This is a genomic window from Desulfosporosinus burensis, from assembly GCF_054657535.1.
In genome coordinates, this window is record NZ_BAAHYN010000016.1 from 90,001 (window position 1) to 107,226 (window position 17,226).

Consider the following 17,226-nt stretch of genomic DNA (forward strand, 5'->3'; position numbering starts at 1 on the left):
AGATGATTCTCAAAGGCATTGAACTATTCTTTTGCATGGGTAATAGGCAAGAGGGGATTTTTCTAAAGCTCTTGGGGAAACAACAGTGTAAAATTCAGAATAGTGTGTTAAGATTGAAACCAAAGACTCTAATAGGGAGTGAATAGTTATGCCAGATATCCTTAAAGAGAACAAGGACATTTTCAATTATGTTTTAGAGTCTATGCAGGGTGTCGTGGTAACAGATTTAGACGGCAAGATTATCTTTTTAAATGACAGATATGCGGAGATCTTGCAAGTAGATCGACACGAAGTCATCGGAAAAGATGTTATGGATGTAATCCCTGGTACACGGATGCATATTGTAGCTAGGACAGGACGCGAAGAAATAGGTTCCTTGTTTAAACTTAAGAATGGTGAGTCTGTATTGGTTAACAGGATACCAGTTAGAAAAGATGGGGAGATAATTGGAGTAGCAGCCTTTAGTTCTCTATCGAAGGTGGATGAAGTCAGTACTTTTGCTACAATTCAGAAAATCGCTCATTTAAGCCAGGAATTAAATCAATATAAGAGTGAATTGAACAAATTAAGAGGCGCAAAATACTCTCTGGATCAAATCATTGGCAACTCTCCTAACCTTATCAAGATGAAGGAATTAATAAGAAAAGTAGCCCAGACCAAGTCTACTGTCCTGATAACCGGAGAGACAGGCACTGGTAAAGAACTGGTTGCCCATGCTATACACCAGCTTAGTACACGGAGCCATAATTCTTTTGTTAGGCTCAATTGTGCTGCCATTCCAATTGATTTACTTGAATCTGAATTATTCGGCTATGAAGAAGGAGCCTTTACCGGAGCCAAAAAGGGTGGAAAAGTAGGTAAATTCGAACAAGCCAATTGTGGTTCATTGCTCCTTGATGAGATTAATCAGATGCCCCTGTATCTTCAATCCAAGTTGCTTAGAGTCATTCAAGAAAAAGAGGTTGAAAGAGTCGGCGGTAATAAACCTATTGATATTGATGTTAGACTAATATTTACAACGAATCAAAATCTTCTCGATATGGTTTATCGGGATAATTTTCGGGAGGATCTCTATTATCGTATTAACGTTATGAGCATAGAAATTCCTCCCTTACGGGAGCGGCTTGAGGATATCCCCTTTTTGGTAGAACATTTCATCTCCAAAATAAACAAAGAACTTGGCTTGAGTATAACTGGGATCGACGATAAAGTAATTAAACTATTCCAGGATTATCATTGGCCCGGAAATATCCGGGAAATGGAAAATACCATAGAAAGAGCCGCTAATTTAGCCTTGCAGGGCAAACTTAAACTTGAACTTTTTGAACACTTCTTATTGCGTAAGGAGAAGGAGAAAAGTCGAAACGAGAATGAGGTTTGTCTTCAAACTGCAAGGGTTAAAGCTGAAAAAGAAACCATAGTGCGTGTGCTTGCCCAGACCAATGCCAATATAAGCATGGCTGCTAAGTTATTAAAAATAAATAGGAGTGTACTTTACGAAAAACTAAAAAAATATGATATTAGAACAACTTAAAACTTCATATTATCATTCTGCAAATGAATTGTCGGGTAGTCCGGACAACTGTTGGGTAAATCAGACAGTTTTATTAATTCGATAATTTATAAAAAGCCCAGAAGAAGCATGATTAGACATTTAATCATGCTTCTTTATTTTGGCACGTTTATTGCGACAGTATGTAAACAAAACCAAAGGAGGTGTTTGTGAACAAACTTAGATAAAGGTGGATTGGGGAGGCTACTATAAATTTGTTGCTGAACGGAGGTGATAACACATGAAAGCAAGTGACATTAAAAAGGTTGCTTGTATTGGTTCTGGTCTTATCGGGAATAGTTGGGCCCTTAATTTTGCCATTAAAGGCTACGAAGTCAATGTCTATGACATCCACATCCAACAGTTAGATTCTGCCAAGGCCTTAATTGGCTCTAATATGGATTTCTTAGTTTCCAAAGATGTCTTAACCAAAGAGCAAGCTTTAGAGTCCCAAAATGTAATAAATTATATGACCGATCTAGCAGAGGCAGTCGGGGATGTGCAATTAATTCAGGAGTCAGGACCGGAAAAGTACGCAATTAAGCAAGAAATCCTTGCTACCATCGAGGAAAACACTAGTAAAGATACCATCTTTGCAAGTAGTACTTCTGGTTTATTGATAAGTGAGATTGCCAAGAACGCCAAACATCCCGAAAGATGTCTCGGTGCACATCCATATAATCCAGTTCATTTAATACCGTTGGTGGAATTAACCAAGGGACCCAATACCAGTGATGAGGTAATTAAGTGTACCTTTGATTTTTATCAGAGTATAGGTAAAGAACCTATACTACTTCAGAAAGAAGCCCTGGGCTTTATCGCCAACAGACTGCAGGTTGCACTTTATCGTGAGGCTGTGGATCTAGTAATTCGTGGGGTATGTTCTGTGGAGGATGTAGACAAAGCCGCACTCTTCGGACCCGGTCTTCGTTTTGGAATTTTAGGTCCTAACATGATATTTCAGCTTGGTGGTGGAACACATGGAATCAAAGGGTTATTGGCCCATGTAGGGCCTTCTGTCGAGTTGTGGTGGGCTGATATGGCCGATTGGAAGAAGTGGCCCGCTAACTGGCAGGACAAGTCTCAGGATGGAGTAAACCAGGCCATGGCCAATAGACCACAGGAAGCGGGCAATACCACAGAAGAAATTACATTTTTTCGAAATGACATGCTGGTGGATCTGCTAAAGCTCCACAAAAAGCTCTAACACAAGGAAAGAGTACTACGTTTGGACTTAATGACAAAATTATTCTAGAGGAGGATACGTAATGTTAGGTGTTATGGGTGTACTTATTGCCATCGCTGTTATTATTTTTATGGCATATAAAGGCTGGAATATCATTCCTGCTTCTCTTCTTTGTGCTCTCATCGTTATTTTGACTAACAATGGCGATATTTGGAAATCCATTTCAGTGGATTACGTCAACGGCTTTAAGTATTTTGCCGGTACCTATTTCTTAATCTTTGTTCTGGGCGCATTATTTGGTCAAGTTATGGGTGAAAGCGGAAGTGCTAACTCAATTTCCTACAAATTAATGGGCTGGTTTGGCGAATCCAGAGCCGTTCTGGTAGTCGCTCTGGCTACCTCCGTCCTCACTTACGGTGGAGTTAACCTGTTCATCGTTATTTTTACTGTCTATCCTCTGGCTTTAATCCTTTTTAAGGCAGCTGATTTACCAAAGAGGCTTATTTTAGCGACTGTTGGTATAGGAGCTGGAACCTTTACCATGACAGCTATGCCAGGGTCCCCTTCTATTCAGAACCTGATCCCTGCTCAAGTATTGGGAACCACAGCAACGGCAGCACCTTTGATGGGTATTATCTGCTCGCTGTTCCTCTTCGGCGCAGGTGTCTGGTATGTACAAAGTCAGGCTAACAAAGCTAAGGCTAGTGGTGAGCATTTTGTACCAGGTCCTCGTGATAATATGGAAAAACTATCTTTCGCCGATGCCAGTAAACTGCCTGATTGGAAAGTGGCATTCTTGCCTTTACTCATTGTTATTGGTGTGATCTTCTTGCTGAAAGGGAAGATGGATGCTCTCTATGGGGTTAGCATCGCTCTTGCAGTTGGGATCATTCTGACCTATGTGCTGAACTGGAAGCGTTTTGAAAATCCTCTTAAGGCACTTAATGATGGTTGCGCAAACAGTGTTATGGCTCTCATCAATACTGCAGCTATTGTTGGCTTTGGTTTTGTAGTTCAGAACGTTCCAGCTTTCCAAGCGTTTATTAAATTTGCCCTAGGCATGAAATTCAATCCTTTGGTTTCCGAAGCCATTGCCGTTAACGTTATAGCGGGTATTACAGGTTCTGCCAGTGGTGGATTGACCATCTTTATGAAAACCATGGGTCCGGCATTCCTACAAACTGGTATAAGCCCAGAAGCGTTACACCGGGTTGCCTCTATAGCTTCCGGTGGACTAGACTCTCTACCCCATTCCGGAGCGGTTATTACATTGATGATGGTTATGGGCTTGACCCATAAAGAAGCCTATAAGGATCTCGGTGTAGTGACTGTAATTATACCTCTTCTGGCAACAGCATTGGCCATCGCTATCGGAATATTCTTTTACTGAAATTCTTTGGGCGCTGATGAGCAACATTGACAGCAATGAAACCAGGTACTCATGTGGGCCAAGGCTCACATGAGTACAGGTCAGAAAAAACAAACAAGGAGGAGATATTATGCGCACAGCAATTATGGGTGCGGGTTCCTTGGGGACTATAGCCGGGGCCCTCATCACGAAGAATGGCGGAGACATTATCCTAATTGATGCCAACAAAGAACATGTTAAAGCTTTAAATGAAAAAGGGGCTACTATTACAGGAACAATGGAGCTTACTATTCCTGTCAAAGCCATCACGCCTGATGAGATGACAGGGATTTATGATGTGGTCCTATATCTGGTTAAGCAAACGTATAACGAGGTTGCCTTAAAACAATTACTGCCTCATCTGGGTCCCGACAGTGTCGTCTGTACCCTGCAAAATGGTGTTCCTGAGGATGCCGTAGCGGAAATCATCGGTAAAGAGCGCACCTTAAGCGGGACTGTGGGCTGGGGGGCAACGTTTGTGGGTCCCGGGGTCTCTATGCTTACATCCGACCCCAACAAGATGAGTTATGATATTGGTGAACTGGATGGCAGCATCCGGGAACGGACAAAAAAGGTAGCTGAACTGTTAAACCTTTCTGCAGAGACCATTATTGTGCCAAATCTGGCAGGAATTCGTTGGACTAAATTAATTGTGAATGCCACCATGAGTGGTATGTCTGCAGCCTTGGGCTGTACGTACGGTGACATCTTAGATAATGAAAAGGCGCTAGCCTGTGCAGTTCACATAGGCAACGAGACCCTTGAAATCGTTAAGGCCAGAGGGATTAAACTGGAACCTCTCCAGGGACATGACCTGAGTGTTTTGGCCTTCCAGTACAAGCAAGAACGGGCTGCGAAATACCCTTACTATAAGGCTGTCTTTTCACCACACCGTCTGTTAAAGGCCAGTATGCTCCAGGACCTGGAGAAAGGTTTAAAGACAGAAATAGACGCTATCGATGGGGTTATTTCCGATTGGGGTAAGAAGCTGGGTATTGCTACTCCCATTAGTGATAAAGTCGTAGAAATAGTTAAGGGCATCGAAGCAGGCAAGTACACTTATAAGCTTGAGAACCTTGATATGTTTGAACTACCTGAAATTCCAGAAGCGTAGACGAAAATTAACCTTAAAGAACGAGGAGGAACATAAAATGACCGTATCATCCGCGAAACGAATCATCTGCTGTGCAATTACCGGGTCCATTCATGTACCCAGCCAGTCACCTTATCTCCCTATCACCCCGGACCAAATAGTTCAAAACGCTCTTGATGCTGCAAATGCAGGGGCAGCCATAGTCCATATCCATGCCCGTAATCCAGAAACAGGGCAGCCTTCTGCTGATCTGGAACTGTATCGCGAGATTGTAGGCAAAATTCGGGTCAAGAATCAAGAAGTAATCATCTGTCTTACCACTGGCGGTGGCGCAGGCATGACCGTAGAGCAACGAGTAGCTGTCGTTCCCGAATTCAAACCTGAACTGGCTTCCATGAATGCTGGTTCTATCAACTGGGGCTTATTCCCTGTCGCAGACAAGATTAAAGAGTTCAAGTTCCCTTGGGAGCCGGCCATGCTTAATATGACGAAGAGCTTTATCTTTGAAAACACCTTTGCCGCCATGGAAACCATGATTACAATCATGAATGAAAACGGAACCAAACCTGAACTGGAAGTCTATGACGTGGGTCACCTGTACAGCATTGCTTATCTACTCCAGAAAGGGATCGTCAAACCTCCTATTACTATGCAGTATGTAACTGGTATCTTAGGTGGCATCGGTTCGACTCCTTATGACATCATGAACCTGCATACTACAGCCGAACGACTCTTTGGTACTGGCAAGTATAACTGGTCTGTAATCGGAGCGGGCAAGGCTGAATTCCCTGCTACTACAATGTCTCTTATCCTAGGCGGACACGTTAGAGTAGGTATGGAAGACAATTTATATCTAGGTAAAGGAGTCTTGGCTAAGAACAATGGTGAATTAGTGGCGAAGATGGTCAGGATCATGACTGAGTTAGACCTTCAACCTGCTACACCTGCTGAAGCCAGGGAAATACTGGCCTTGTCCAAATAATAATTAATGTAGGGAAAGGATAGCAACTCTAGCTATCCTTTGCTCCCAAGTTAATGATAAAGAAAAGAAAAGAAAAGAAAAGAAAAGAAAAGAAAAGAAGAGAAGAGAAGAGAAGAGAAGCCCTATTGTTCCTCCTGACATCTGTTAAAGGATTACAAGATGCAGCTTTCACGTATGAAATATGGTAAACCTGATCATAAACCAAAGGAGGGGAGAATTATGAGTAAAGTAGCTAAGAGGGAAGATGCTCTAGCTAGATTTACCGACAACCAATGGGTGATGATTGGTGGATTTCTAGGTACAGGAACTCCAGAGAGTCTGGTGGACGGTCTAGTGGAGAAGGGTGTTAAGAATCTTACGGTAATAGCCAATGATACAGCTTTTCCTGGTAAAGGCGTTGGTAAGCTGGTAGTCAATAAGCAGACCAGCAAAGTCATTGTTTCTCATGTCGGCACTAACCCCGAAACAGGACGACAAATGCATGCCAAGGAGATGGAAGTTGAGTTGGTTCCTCAGGGCACTCTAGCGGAAAGAATACGTTCTGCAGGTGCTGGGCTAGGAGGCTTTCTTACCCCTACTGGTTTAGGAACAATTGTCGAAGAAGGCAAAGATAAAATAACTAAAGGTGGAAGAACCTACCTTTTGGAGCTGCCTTTAAGAGCCGATATCGCTTTAATAAAAGCCTGGAAAGCTGACAAAAATGGCAACCTAGTCTATCGTCGTACTTCCAGAAACTTTAACCCCGTTATGGCAATGGCTGCAGATTTCGTGATTGTTGAAGTGGAAGAGATCGTCGAAATAGGGATGCTTGATCCTGATGAGATTATCACACCAGGTGCAGTCGTAGACATGATAGTAAAGGGTTAAGGAGGAGTAGGAAAATGTCTAATCCGCGTGAAATAATTGCCAAAAGAGTAGCCCGTTTCTTTAAAGAAGGCGACTTAGTAAACCTGGGAATCGGGATGCCTACGGCTGTAGCAAACTATATACCTGCCGGGAGCAACATTATGCTTCAGTCTGAGAATGGTTTTATCGGGCTAGGCCCTACTCCCTCGCAAGATCAGGAAGACAAAGACGTGGTTAACGCAGGTGCAGCTCCTGTAACGATTCTCCCAGGTGGTGTATGTTTTGACAGTGCTACGTCCTTTGCACTTATTAGAGGAGGGCACTTGGCTGCTACGGTTCTAGGTGCCTTGGAAGTCGATGAAAAAGGAAACCTGGCTAACTGGATGGTTCCAGGTAAAATGGTGCCTGGTATGGGTGGGGCTATGGATCTAGCAGCTGGAGCACGGAAAGTAATTATTGCTATGGAACACACCACTAAAAAAGGTGCCCCTAAAATTCTGAAAAAATGTACACTGCCACTCACCGCCGCTAATGAGGTTGATTATATAGTCACTGAACTAGGCGTTATGAAAGTAACTAAAGATGGCATCGTTCTGAAAGAATTAGCTCCGGGCGTCACTGTTGAGGAAATCCAATCGAAGACTGAAGCTAAGCTAATTGTCCCTTCTACTGTTGGTTCTATGGAACTATGAGGGGCACTTAATTAATTTGGTAAAAGAATTGACATTTTAAAAATAAGGTAATATATTATCCAATATAGGTAATATATTACCTATATTTTTGTTGTGGAGGGATTATAGTTGAGCAAGCTTGATAAAATGGAAGATGGTCAATATATTTTTGGTTCTATCTTCGTGGTTGCAAATAGAATGGATACTTTACTTGAAAGAGAACTAAACAATCATGATATTACAACTAAACAGTGGTTGCTATCAGTGGTAATCGATAGTCTTTTTGACGAACCACCCACTATTAAAGAGGTTGCCAAAGAAATGGGAAGTTCTCATCAAAATGTTAAACAAGTTGCATTAAAACTTGAGCAAAAGGGTTTACTTAAATTAGAAAAGGACAAAAAAGATGCCAGAGCCACTAAGATTAGTTTAACGGATGAAAGCTATGCTTTTTGGGCGAAAACTGAAGGGAAGGGGGTTGCTTTTATTGAAGCCGTTTTTAAAGACATTGAAAAAGATGAGCTTTCAAAAGTAAGAGCAGTGCTTGTTAAAATGTTATCTAATTTAACCAAGATGGAAGAAACTTAAAAGGATGAGTCAAGAAGCAAGGCAGACCCCTAAATTTGAGAGGAGGATTGAATTGAATTATGCCCAAGGTTGTTCTTATGATCATAAGCGGACTCCTCATTCTTGTATTGATGGTTGTGATCGCTTCAATGATCGCTCATTACCACTTCAATCAAAGTGTTAAGAAGGAAGTGGAAACGTTCTATGAGGCTGTAAGAAATAAGCACGAAGTCGTCAGTGAGAACGACTTGAACGGATTACCAAGTCCTGTTCAAAATTGGTTGCAAAACTCACAAGTCGTCGGTAAGGAGAAAATCGTCTCGGCACGCACCAAGCAAGAGGTTACTTTAAGATTGAAAGAGAATCAGCCCTGGATGAATGCCCAAGTTGAGCAGTACTTTAGAACGGAAGAACCCGGATTTATTTGGACTGTCGACATTAAAATGGCGCCTCTTTTTCACATCGTGGGAAGGGATAAATATACTGAGGGTCGTGGTAATTTACTCATTAAACTTTTATCGCTTAAAACGGTTGCCGATGGGAGCGGTAAAGAAATCGACCAAGGAACACTCTTACGCTATCTAGCAGAGATCATGTGGTTCCCTACAGCAGCCCTTAGTGAATATATCCAATGGGAAGAGATCGACTCAAGCTCAGCTAAAGTAACCATGAGTTATAGGGGGGTAAGCGCATCGGGAGTCTATACGTTTAACGAGAAAGGAGAAATTTTAAGCTTCGTTGCCCAGCGTTATGGCGATTTTGATGGGGAGTACCGAATGGAAACTTGGTCTTGCGAGATGAAAGAATATAAGGAATTCGAGGGCTTTAAAATCCCGTCGCAAGGATATATCACTTGGAAATTTAAAACGGGAGATTTCGAATGGTATAATTTTGAAGTTAAAGAAATGGAGTACAATAACCTGGCTCGATATTAGGAATACAATCTTAAAAATCCCTATAATCCCTCTAACCTTCCTCAATCCGTTCAGGAGTTTTTGATCAGCGACCAACCAACCGATATTTATATCGTCGGTGGGGAAGGGATTATCAATAATGGCGTATACAAGCAAATCCAAACCCTATCGCCCAATTCAAAAATCCAACGCCTGGGTGGTTATGATCGTTTTGAAACCTTAGCGTTAATCTTAAATAAATTCTATCCAAATCCTACTCAAATTTATGTTGCTAATGGCTTTGATTTTGCGGATGCACTCTCTGGTAGCACGCTTGCGGCTACTCATAATGCACCCATTCTTTTGGTAGATCCCAAGAGTAATAATTTGCCGAAGAGTCTAAACGACTATTTGGTCATGCTAAGAAATAATAATGTGCATCCCCAAGTTAACGTTTGTAGGCGGAGAAGGCGCAGTTCCGCAACGCCTGATCGATAGAATTAATGATGTGTTAGAAAACGATGAAGAAACAACAACACCCTCAGAAGCGTTGACGGTGAGTGAACCTTCGACTACAGGGTTTACCCTGGCAGTAAACCCGGCATTGAATGGTTTAAACGCAAGTGATTTCATACTGATGAATGGCGGCACACGCGTGACGATCAGCTCGGCCTTGACAACGAATAGTGGCGCGACCTATAAGATTTCCGCAACGTTAACGGCTGGTCATACCTATACGGTAACAGCGGCGAAAGGCGGCTATTACTTCGGAACAGCGCAAAATGTAGTTGTTCCTTTGGCAGCTACCGTGTCTAGCGCGGCGATATCGGACAGCAGACACATTGTCTTAACGATGAACAAGGCTTTGATTGGCTCGATTGGCGATCCGGAAGCTTTTAAGGTAGTGGGGGTAGCGTCGAACCCGACAATTACCAAAGTTACGGTATCCGGTACAAAGGTAACTCTGGCTCTGAGCTCATCAATTGTGAGTACTGATGCTTACGTCACGGTTAACTATGTTAAGACAGGGACTAGGGATCTGACGAACGGCGCTCCGGTAGCGAACTTAAGTATTCTAATCGTTGATCAATAACCTAAATGTGCTGTAATAACACAAGCAAGAAGTATAGTTGATATTTAAAAGCCAGAACGTCAAATAAGTTGAACGCTCTGGCTTTTTGCATGTTCATGGATGTATTTTCACGATTTCAGAGGAGATTGAAGAAAGCTTTGCGAGGTAGTGGTTTATTCAGAAGGATTATCTAGAGCAGGTTTAGATTCTCTGTGGGAGGTAGGTATACTACTTTCCATTAATCGTTTTATTCGTTTGCCAATTAACCCTTTTTACTGGTTGGCTGTACAATCGGATTTCATTGCGCCAAGGCTTACTTTTAGCAGTGATTTGTGCATTAATTGTCAATCTGGGTTACGGATTTGCAGGCAGGTGAAACATAATGAACATTAGTAGTAAACAGCATAATCCAGATATTATAATTATTGGTGCTGGTATTGTTGGCTTAAGCATTGCTTATCATATTCTGGAGGCAGATCCCAAACTATCGATCACCGTATTGGAAAAGGAGAAAATACTGGGCTTGGGTTCTACCGGCAAAGGCACTGGCGGTATCCGCTATCAATTCAGCAGTCCCCAGCTTCGACGTCTAAGTCTTCTCGGTAGAGATTTCTTCCGTAATTTCGAGTCGGCTTTTGATACCCCAATTTGGTACGTAGAAAAGGGTATTTAATGTTGGCCGCTAATAAGGTATTGTGGAATCATTTGCAATTGACAACGGAACAAGCTAAGTCAGAAAGTATCCCCATGAAAATCTTAAACCATGAAGAACTACTAAGCAATTTCCCATATCTCAATAGAGACCGCTTTCTGGGCGGAACATTGTGCCCGTGGGATGCCTATGCTGACCCGTTTGCTGTTTTGGCAGCACTTTATGCAGCGGTGCGCCGTCAAGGTGCTGAGGTTCATTTTGGCCGGGAAGCTACAAAAATCATTCATCATGGAGATACTATTAAAGGTGTCCAAACCAAGCAGGGGACGATTTGGAGCCCACTCATCGTGAATGCGGCTGGTCCGTATGCTGCCCAGGCGAAGCAATGGAATTGAAAGGATTCTTTTTGGCTAACGGGTTCAGCGGGCACGGCTTTATGCACGCTCCTGCCGCTGGGCAAATCATGGCAGACTTAATCTTGAACGGCAGAACTGAGCTGATCGACGTTAGTTTATTCCATCCCGAGCGATTTGCCAAAGGGCACCTTCCAGAATGCCTTATTTTTTAAAATTATAAACTCACGGGGAGTGCATTACCTCAACAATATGCGCTGGAAAGGGTTCGGCGGCCAATGGATTGATTTTGTAGAGATGTCGAATTGAACTAGGGAGATTTTGAAGGGAGTTGTTACAGTGAACAGTATCAATCCTGTTGAAGATCACGTTGAAATAATTAGCTCCAGTATTCAAGAGATTGATGAACTAGTAAAATCGCACCTTGAAAGCCTTACGTAGAAGCTGCGGCTGAATTTGTTCAGGCTGATGAATTTGTTGTTAACTTTTCATCTTATTGGGGTCAACATTATTAACTTATACACTATTTTTAGGTAGTAATACTAAAAGAAGTGTCGTATAATCGACAAAAAGCAATATTTTTTGTCTAGATAAGCTTGGCTAAGGAGAAATCAACCATGAAAAAACAACTGTTAGATCAATTTCCCTATGCCATAATCCGAGTTAATGCAGAGCAACAGGTTACACTTACAAATCTTCAAGGTCAAGGTTTGCTAAAAAAACTCAGTACAAACTTTTTACTTAAAATCCTCGATGATTATTCGGATCCATCTTTAGTGGAATCTAGGATTTTACCGTCAGGTGAGGTTTTGTTTGTTCAAGTCTTTCTTGCCAATGGAACGAGTGACAGACTTGTTCTAATTGGTGATGAGGTGGATTTTCTTACCCATCTCCCCTCTCCCTTTGAACAAATCCTTGAAGATTTTACGGCCGATCCCAGCGTTGTGAGTCAACGCATCGCTAGTCTTGTACAAGAAGCTGCTACGTTTGAACGATTTGATTTGATGAGGGTGGATCGAACCCTTCGCAAGTATACCTATGAATACTCTATTGGGATAGAGGTTGAAGGGACCTTGCATACCGCCTATCGCTCCATAACGGACTCCGGATTGGGGTGGATATTTCAAAATGAAGCATTGCATCTTGTGGAAACCTTGTCTTCAGAGGGGTTCTCTTTTCGAGAGGATCCCCAACTCTATCGAACAGGATTCCGATCTATTCTCAGAGTTCCGATTATCTATGATCATGGGGTGATCGGAGCGATTCTCTTAGCTAGTTCGGAGGCAGGACGATTTCAAATCGAAGATGCCATGTTTTTTGAGATTCTTGCAAAGTTAGTAGCCCAGTCTTTTTTCTATGCGGGTGTCCAGCTTCAACATGAGTTTCAAACATTGGGTACCTCAACCCTGCTTCAAACGATAACATCGACTGTTTCAGGTCACTTTACGCACGAATTTTTGGATCAATATTGTACTCAATTAGGTCTGAATTCTAAAATAGAGCGTGTCGGAATTTGTCTTATCGATCAAGAAGGGGAACAGTGTACATGTATTGCAGGAGCATGCAAAACCTTTGAGGGACAAGGTAAATGCACCTTCCTCTCAAATACTGGAATTCAGGAAATGATCAAGTCAAAGAGTATTGTCGCCTTTAATCTTGCAGATCCTCGTTTTCAAAGTATCGAACTAGGTATAGGTGGTCAAGGTATAACGGCGATTCTATATGCACCGATTGAAAACCAAGAAGGAAAAATCATTGCCGCACTTACTGGGGTAACTTCAGACGAATTTGCTTTATCGTTAGCTGCAGCAGGTATTTTTAAGTTCGCCTCAGACCATCTCGGCCTTATTCTTTCGAATATGCCCCAAGATATCCAGGTTGAAACGAGTCCGCAGAGGATACAAATTTCCCCTGTTCCAAAGGGGTTTGAACAGATTATAGGTTCATCAGAAGTTGTCCGGAATACCGTTCACCAAGCCTCAGTCGCAGCTAAATACGATTTTCCGATCCTGATTACTGGGGAGACAGGAACTGGTAAAGAACTGTTTGCCAAAGCTATTCATCAATTTGGCCCTTCCTCAAAAGGTCCGTTTATTGTTGTTAACGCTGCTGCAATACCTCCTAATCTTTTAGAGTCTGAGCTCTTTGGCTATAAGGAAGGTGCATTTACCGGAGGGTTAAAGGGTGGTAAAAAAGGGAAATTTCTGTTAGCGGATGAGGGAACAATTTTTTTGGATGAAATTGGAGAGCTGTCTTTGGAACTACAAGCAAAGCTCTTACGAGTGGTTCAAGAGCAGGAAGTAGAGCCGCTGGGGTCGAGTAAACCCATTCCAGTTCATGTGCGAATTATCTCAGCAACTCACCGTGATCTTAAGTTAATGGTCAAACAAGGAGAATTCCGGGAAGACTTACTGTATCGCCTAAATGCTATAGAACTACAGCTTCCACCCTTACGCCTACGCGGTATGGATATCCTTGAATTAGCCCTAAGCATGCTTCATTTTTTATCTAGAACACACGGAACGCCAGTAAAGCTTCTCTCACCTGAAGCGAGAGTTCAGTTTCTTAAATATTCGTGGCCTGGAAATGTACGCCAACTTCAAAATGTGATCAACCGACTGTTTGTTTTTGTTGAAGGTCAAGTGATTCACTCCCGGGATCTTCCCCCTGAATTGTACACTCAAGATGGCAATGAAGCGGAGACGGAGTATCAGAAACTTGAACGCTTGTTAAGCGAATTTGAGGGAAATAAGACAGCAATAGCGAATTATTTAGGGATTACACGTACTGGCTTATGGAAAAAATTAAAGCGTCTTGGTCTTCAATCGTAAGCTGCTGTCTGGATATTGTTAGTCATAAGTCATTGTCATTTAATAGCAAAAACCTTAGAATTTTATTCTAAGGTTTTTGCTATAATAACTTTATTATTTACAAAATCATACATAGTATTTGTACTTGCTTTCCTGTAACAACAGCAAAGTTCGGCTTGTTTTCGTTTAATAAGCCTTGTTTTGTTTATATTTAAGGTATCCATCTACTCCAAGAAGTTCGGCATATTTTGCAAATTCCATCATAGCAAGGTTAGTCCAAATATAACCGAAGTTATTAAATGATGCGCCAGCTATGAACTGTACATTCATGAACATTGCTATGATAGCAGTCCAGAATATTCTTAATCCTAAAATCATACTTAAACCAACGGCTATTTCAAGAATAACCACTAAGCCATCAGTTACCCCTGGCATGCCTTGGAAGATATTTTGGGCAACCCAAGCCCATGCTTTGTTAATATAAAGTGGATCAAAACTCTTAACTTCCGGACCCGCTATATTTTTAATAAGAGTTCCAATTTTTCCAGTTGAATTAAGTTTACCATCACTAAACCAAGCTAGTTTATGAAGTCCAGCCTGAAACCATGACCATCCATAAATTAGTCTTGCTACTGTGAAGATAATCACTAGAAAAGCTACTTTCCGATCTTTTAATTGCTCTTTTACTGCTCCAAAATAAGATGTCATAAATATAAATCCTCCTTTAAAATATTTTCAAATTTAGTAAAATTTCTAGTAAAAGTACTGAGATTGATAAGCTAGCTACTTCGTTATTCCTCCCTATCGTTAGTTTTTAGACGCTTATCTGTATTATTCTAATAATAACTATCACAAGCTCAGTCAATCGGAACATTGTCTCTCCACAATTTGTATTGCAAAAACAATGCCAAAGCGAAAAATAGAGCAAATAGCCATTTTTAGATTACAAAAGTGTTAACTAGTCAACACTTTTGTAATCTATCTCTATAATCCGTTAACTAATCATACCCAAATCGTTTGAAACTTTGGTTAGCTTGGTTAACACTAAGAGAAGAATTATCCTTAAAGGCACCCAATCTAGTCAAAACTTCTTTACCTTAAATTAAATGTTGTTAATATTGGGATAATAAGGATAAAATTTAATAAGAAAAGTCTTACAATCCTAATTAAAGACTAACTACGACGTTAACTACTAAAAAACGACGTTAACGTTGATCGATTGTTACTCTTACTTTCCTTATATTAGTTGTTAGAGCTCAAATCTAATGTTAAACTAGAGGTGAATTTGGTATACCTAATATAGGAGGCGTTTTATGATGAAAAAATGGTTAGTTCCAATAGGTATAATTGTCCTTCTGGTAGTGATGATGATCTCTGGTTACAATAATCTAGTAAAGATCTCGGAAAGTGTTAATGGAAGTTGGAGTCAGGTTCAAAACCAGTTGCAGCGCAGAGCAGATTTGATTCCTAATTTAGTAGAGACCGTAAAGGGATATGCTTCGCAGGAAAAAGAAGTTTTTACCGCAGTTGCTGAAGCAAGGGCAAAATTAGCCGGTGCTGCAACGGTAGGAGATGCAGCTCAAGCTGATCAGGCATTAACTGGTGCTCTAGGAAGATTATTAGCCATATCCGAAAGTTATCCTCAGCTCAAATCGGATGCAAACTTTCGGGCCTTACAAGATGAGCTAGCCGGGACAGAAAACCGCATTGCTACCGCTCGAATGGACTATAATAATTCTGTGCAGAGCTACAATACTAAAATCAAGACGGTTCCCACATCCCTATATGCCGGAATCTTGGGCTTTGGGCAAAGAGAGTACTTCAAGCCGAATACCAATGTAAACAATGTCCCTGCGGTCAAGTTTTAAAGTTAGAAGGTTTTTATGAAGGGAATGAAGCCCATGAAGAGGATACCCCTTCTTGCGCTGTTAGTTTTGTTTTTACTTACGATAGCATCCCCCTTGAGGGCGGATAACCTTCCCATCCCCCGGCCGAGCAGTGAATTTTTCGTTTTAGATCAGGCCGACGTTCTGGATCAAACTACGGAACAAATGATTGTGCGAACGTCTGCCGCTCTAGAGCAAAAAACGAAGGCTCAGATCGTGGTCGTCACGGTAAAAAGTCTGAACGGAACATCACCTGAGGAACATGCCTTAGCTATCTTGCGGGGATGGGGGATCGGTGATGAAAAATTGAACAATGGACTGCTCATTCTTGTGTCTCCAACGGATCGAGCCTCTCGGATTGAGGTCGGTTACGGGCTGGAAGGAGTCTTGCCGGATGCCAAGACGGGTCAAATTCAAGATGAGTATATGATCCCGCTTTTTCAAAATAATGATTACGATCAGGGAATTCTAAATGGATACAGTGCCTTAGCCCTTGAAGTGGCTAAAGAGTATCAAGTAACCTTAGAAATCAATTCGCCACAAGCGTTTCCCAATTCATCCTCATCCGCAACAGATGAGCCCCTGCCAACCTGGGCTAAAGTTATTTTCTTTATCCTGATCATCCTGTTGTTTTGGGTTGATCAGCGCTTGTTTAACGGTTTCTTCTTCGGCTTGATATTGGGAATGTTATTCCGGGGCAGAGGCGGTGGTGGTGGCGGATTCGGTGGCGGTGGTGGTTCAGGTGGAGGCGGAGGAAGCTCCAGGCGTTGGTGAACACCATTATGAATTTTTAGGGGACAAAGAGTATGGTGTCATCCGAGGGTCATACGAGTATCCAATGTTCGAAATAAAATAACAGTTGACAGCACATGCTAAAGGGTGTATTCTTACTGAGCGCCTAAAAACGCACAACGACTGGAAAGCAAACGGAGCAAAAGCTCCGAACTTTTCAATTTAAGATGAAGTAAATTACTGGTTGACAACTGAAGTTGTAAATGCTAAGATATGTATCCGGCTCAAATGAGCTAAGAAGCACAGTGATCGAAATGTAAGGAGTCAAGGCTTCAAGCTACTTGATCAAAACTTACGGAAATTAGTTATTGACAACGAGAGTTGGAAATGCTAAGATGTAAATCCGGCCGCAAAACGGCTAAAGAGTCATGGTCTTTGAAAACTAAACAACAAGGACAGCCAATGAGAGAAACTCGAAAGAGTTTCAAAATAAAATCATGAGCGAATCATCTTCTTCAAGTTA

General features: G+C 41.8%; 17 protein-coding genes and 1 pseudogene. 17 read left to right on the forward strand and 1 reads right to left on the reverse strand.

The genetic code is table 11. From position 1 onward, the window contains the following. The first annotated feature begins 148 nt into the window (after positions 1-148). From ACYQ3Q_RS23890 to ACYQ3Q_RS23960, 15 genes and pseudogenes are all read left to right on the forward strand, one after another. Positions 149-1,534 carry a sigma-54 interaction domain-containing protein gene (locus ACYQ3Q_RS23890; RefSeq protein WP_459930947.1) on the forward strand — a complete coding sequence of 462 codons (1,386 nt, stop codon included), beginning with the start codon at positions 149-151 and terminating at the stop codon, positions 1,532-1,534. Positions 1,535-1,793: 259 nt separating this feature from the next. Further along, positions 1,794-2,759: a 3-hydroxyacyl-CoA dehydrogenase family protein gene (locus ACYQ3Q_RS23895; protein ID WP_459930948.1), complete on the forward strand. Its 966-nt coding sequence runs from the start codon at positions 1,794-1,796 to the stop codon at positions 2,757-2,759. A gap of 61 nt (positions 2,760-2,820) precedes the next feature. Continuing rightward, positions 2,821-4,128 (forward strand): GntP family permease, encoded by a 1,308-nt coding sequence (locus ACYQ3Q_RS23900; RefSeq protein ID WP_459930949.1) that lies wholly within the window; start codon positions 2,821-2,823, stop codon positions 4,126-4,128. A gap of 109 nt (positions 4,129-4,237) precedes the next feature. Continuing rightward, positions 4,238-5,260, forward strand: a complete 1,023-nt coding sequence (locus ACYQ3Q_RS23905) for a ketopantoate reductase family protein (RefSeq protein WP_459930950.1) — start codon at positions 4,238-4,240, stop codon at positions 5,258-5,260. Between the two features lie 37 nt (positions 5,261-5,297). Then, positions 5,298-6,221: a beta-keto acid cleavage family enzyme gene (locus ACYQ3Q_RS23910; RefSeq protein WP_459930951.1), complete on the forward strand. Its 924-nt coding sequence runs from the start codon at positions 5,298-5,300 to the stop codon at positions 6,219-6,221. Positions 6,222-6,274: 53 nt separating this feature from the next. Beyond that, positions 6,275-6,409, forward strand: a complete 135-nt coding sequence (locus ACYQ3Q_RS23915) for a hypothetical protein (protein ID WP_459930952.1) — start codon at positions 6,275-6,277, stop codon at positions 6,407-6,409. 31 nt (positions 6,410-6,440) lie between these two features. Continuing rightward, positions 6,441-7,088 carry an acetate CoA-transferase subunit alpha gene (gene atoD, locus ACYQ3Q_RS23920; RefSeq protein WP_459930953.1) on the forward strand — a complete coding sequence of 216 codons (648 nt, stop codon included), beginning with the start codon at positions 6,441-6,443 and terminating at the stop codon, positions 7,086-7,088. Between the two features lie 14 nt (positions 7,089-7,102). Continuing rightward, complete coding sequence (locus ACYQ3Q_RS23925) at positions 7,103-7,759, forward strand: 3-oxoacid CoA-transferase subunit B (RefSeq protein WP_459930954.1); 657 nt, start codon at positions 7,103-7,105, stop codon at positions 7,757-7,759. A gap of 108 nt (positions 7,760-7,867) precedes the next feature. Next, entirely contained in the window at positions 7,868-8,326 is a 459-nt protein-coding gene (locus ACYQ3Q_RS23930) for a MarR family winged helix-turn-helix transcriptional regulator (RefSeq protein ID WP_034144068.1), read from the forward strand. A gap of 59 nt (positions 8,327-8,385) precedes the next feature. Continuing rightward, the gene (locus ACYQ3Q_RS23935) at positions 8,386-9,240 is read left to right on the forward strand and encodes a DUF6544 family protein (protein WP_459930955.1); all 855 of its coding nucleotides are present in this window, start codon (positions 8,386-8,388) and stop codon (positions 9,238-9,240) included. Positions 9,241-9,300: 60 nt separating this feature from the next. Then, positions 9,301-9,696 (forward strand): cell wall-binding repeat-containing protein, encoded by a 396-nt coding sequence (locus ACYQ3Q_RS23940; protein WP_459930956.1) that lies wholly within the window; start codon positions 9,301-9,303, stop codon positions 9,694-9,696. Continuing rightward, positions 9,632-10,291 carry a hypothetical protein gene (locus tag ACYQ3Q_RS23945; protein ID WP_459930957.1) on the forward strand — a complete coding sequence of 220 codons (660 nt, stop codon included), beginning with the start codon at positions 9,632-9,634 and terminating at the stop codon, positions 10,289-10,291. Before ACYQ3Q_RS23940 ends, ACYQ3Q_RS23945 begins: the two co-directional genes overlap by 65 nt. 361 nt (positions 10,292-10,652) lie before the next feature. Then, positions 10,653-11,317: pseudogene (locus tag ACYQ3Q_RS23950) on the forward strand (NAD(P)/FAD-dependent oxidoreductase). After that, positions 11,308-11,490, forward strand: a complete 183-nt coding sequence (locus ACYQ3Q_RS23955; protein WP_459930958.1) for a hypothetical protein — start codon at positions 11,308-11,310, stop codon at positions 11,488-11,490. Before ACYQ3Q_RS23950 ends, ACYQ3Q_RS23955 begins: the two are co-directional and overlap by 10 nt. A 402-nt stretch (positions 11,491-11,892) precedes the next feature. Continuing rightward, on the forward strand, positions 11,893-14,106 hold the full coding sequence (locus ACYQ3Q_RS23960; protein ID WP_459930959.1) for a sigma 54-interacting transcriptional regulator: 2,214 nt from the start codon (positions 11,893-11,895) through the stop codon (positions 14,104-14,106). 165 nt (positions 14,107-14,271) lie between these two features. Here ACYQ3Q_RS23960 and ACYQ3Q_RS23965 read toward each other — a convergent pair whose 3' ends face one another. Beyond that, entirely contained in the window at positions 14,272-14,793 is a 522-nt protein-coding gene (locus ACYQ3Q_RS23965) for a DoxX family protein (protein WP_459930960.1), read from the reverse strand. Positions 14,794-15,401: 608 nt separating this feature from the next. On the opposite strand from ACYQ3Q_RS23965, the gene ACYQ3Q_RS23970 reads away from it, so the two are divergent. Both ACYQ3Q_RS23970 and ACYQ3Q_RS23975 read left to right on the forward strand, forming a co-directional pair. Next, positions 15,402-15,953, forward strand: a complete 552-nt coding sequence (locus ACYQ3Q_RS23970) for a LemA family protein (protein ID WP_459930961.1) — start codon at positions 15,402-15,404, stop codon at positions 15,951-15,953. Between the two features lie 66 nt (positions 15,954-16,019). Beyond that, entirely contained in the window at positions 16,020-16,745 is a 726-nt protein-coding gene (locus tag ACYQ3Q_RS23975; protein ID WP_459930962.1) for a TPM domain-containing protein, read from the forward strand. Positions 16,746-17,226 lie beyond the last annotated feature (481 nt).

What these genes read in the sequence shown, in the direction of transcription:
- ACYQ3Q_RS23890 (WP_459930947.1), top strand. Translation starts at nt 149, where the DNA reads ATGCCAGATATCCTTAAAGAGAACAAGGACATTTTCAATTATGTTTTA.
- ACYQ3Q_RS23895 (WP_459930948.1), top strand. Translation starts at nt 1,794, where the DNA reads ATGAAAGCAAGTGACATTAAAAAGGTTGCTTGTATTGGTTCTGGTCTT.
- ACYQ3Q_RS23900 (WP_459930949.1), top strand. Translation starts at nt 2,821, where the DNA reads ATGTTAGGTGTTATGGGTGTACTTATTGCCATCGCTGTTATTATTTTT.
- ACYQ3Q_RS23905 (WP_459930950.1), top strand. Translation starts at nt 4,238, where the DNA reads ATGCGCACAGCAATTATGGGTGCGGGTTCCTTGGGGACTATAGCCGGG.
- ACYQ3Q_RS23910 (WP_459930951.1), top strand. Translation starts at nt 5,298, where the DNA reads ATGACCGTATCATCCGCGAAACGAATCATCTGCTGTGCAATTACCGGG.
- ACYQ3Q_RS23915 (WP_459930952.1), top strand. Translation starts at nt 6,275, where the DNA reads ATGATAAAGAAAAGAAAAGAAAAGAAAAGAAAAGAAAAGAAAAGAAGA.
- atoD (WP_459930953.1), top strand. Translation starts at nt 6,441, where the DNA reads ATGAGTAAAGTAGCTAAGAGGGAAGATGCTCTAGCTAGATTTACCGAC.
- ACYQ3Q_RS23925 (WP_459930954.1), top strand. Translation starts at nt 7,103, where the DNA reads ATGTCTAATCCGCGTGAAATAATTGCCAAAAGAGTAGCCCGTTTCTTT.
- ACYQ3Q_RS23935 (WP_459930955.1), top strand. Translation starts at nt 8,386, where the DNA reads ATGCCCAAGGTTGTTCTTATGATCATAAGCGGACTCCTCATTCTTGTA.
- ACYQ3Q_RS23945 (WP_459930957.1), top strand. Translation starts at nt 9,632, where the DNA reads ATGTGCATCCCCAAGTTAACGTTTGTAGGCGGAGAAGGCGCAGTTCCG.
- ACYQ3Q_RS23955 (WP_459930958.1), top strand. Translation starts at nt 11,308, where the DNA reads ATGGAATTGAAAGGATTCTTTTTGGCTAACGGGTTCAGCGGGCACGGC.
- ACYQ3Q_RS23960 (WP_459930959.1), top strand. Translation starts at nt 11,893, where the DNA reads ATGAAAAAACAACTGTTAGATCAATTTCCCTATGCCATAATCCGAGTT.
- ACYQ3Q_RS23965 (WP_459930960.1), bottom strand. Translation starts at nt 14,793, where the DNA reads ATGACATCTTATTTTGGAGCAGTAAAAGAGCAATTAAAAGATCGGAAA.
- ACYQ3Q_RS23970 (WP_459930961.1), top strand. Translation starts at nt 15,402, where the DNA reads ATGAAAAAATGGTTAGTTCCAATAGGTATAATTGTCCTTCTGGTAGTG.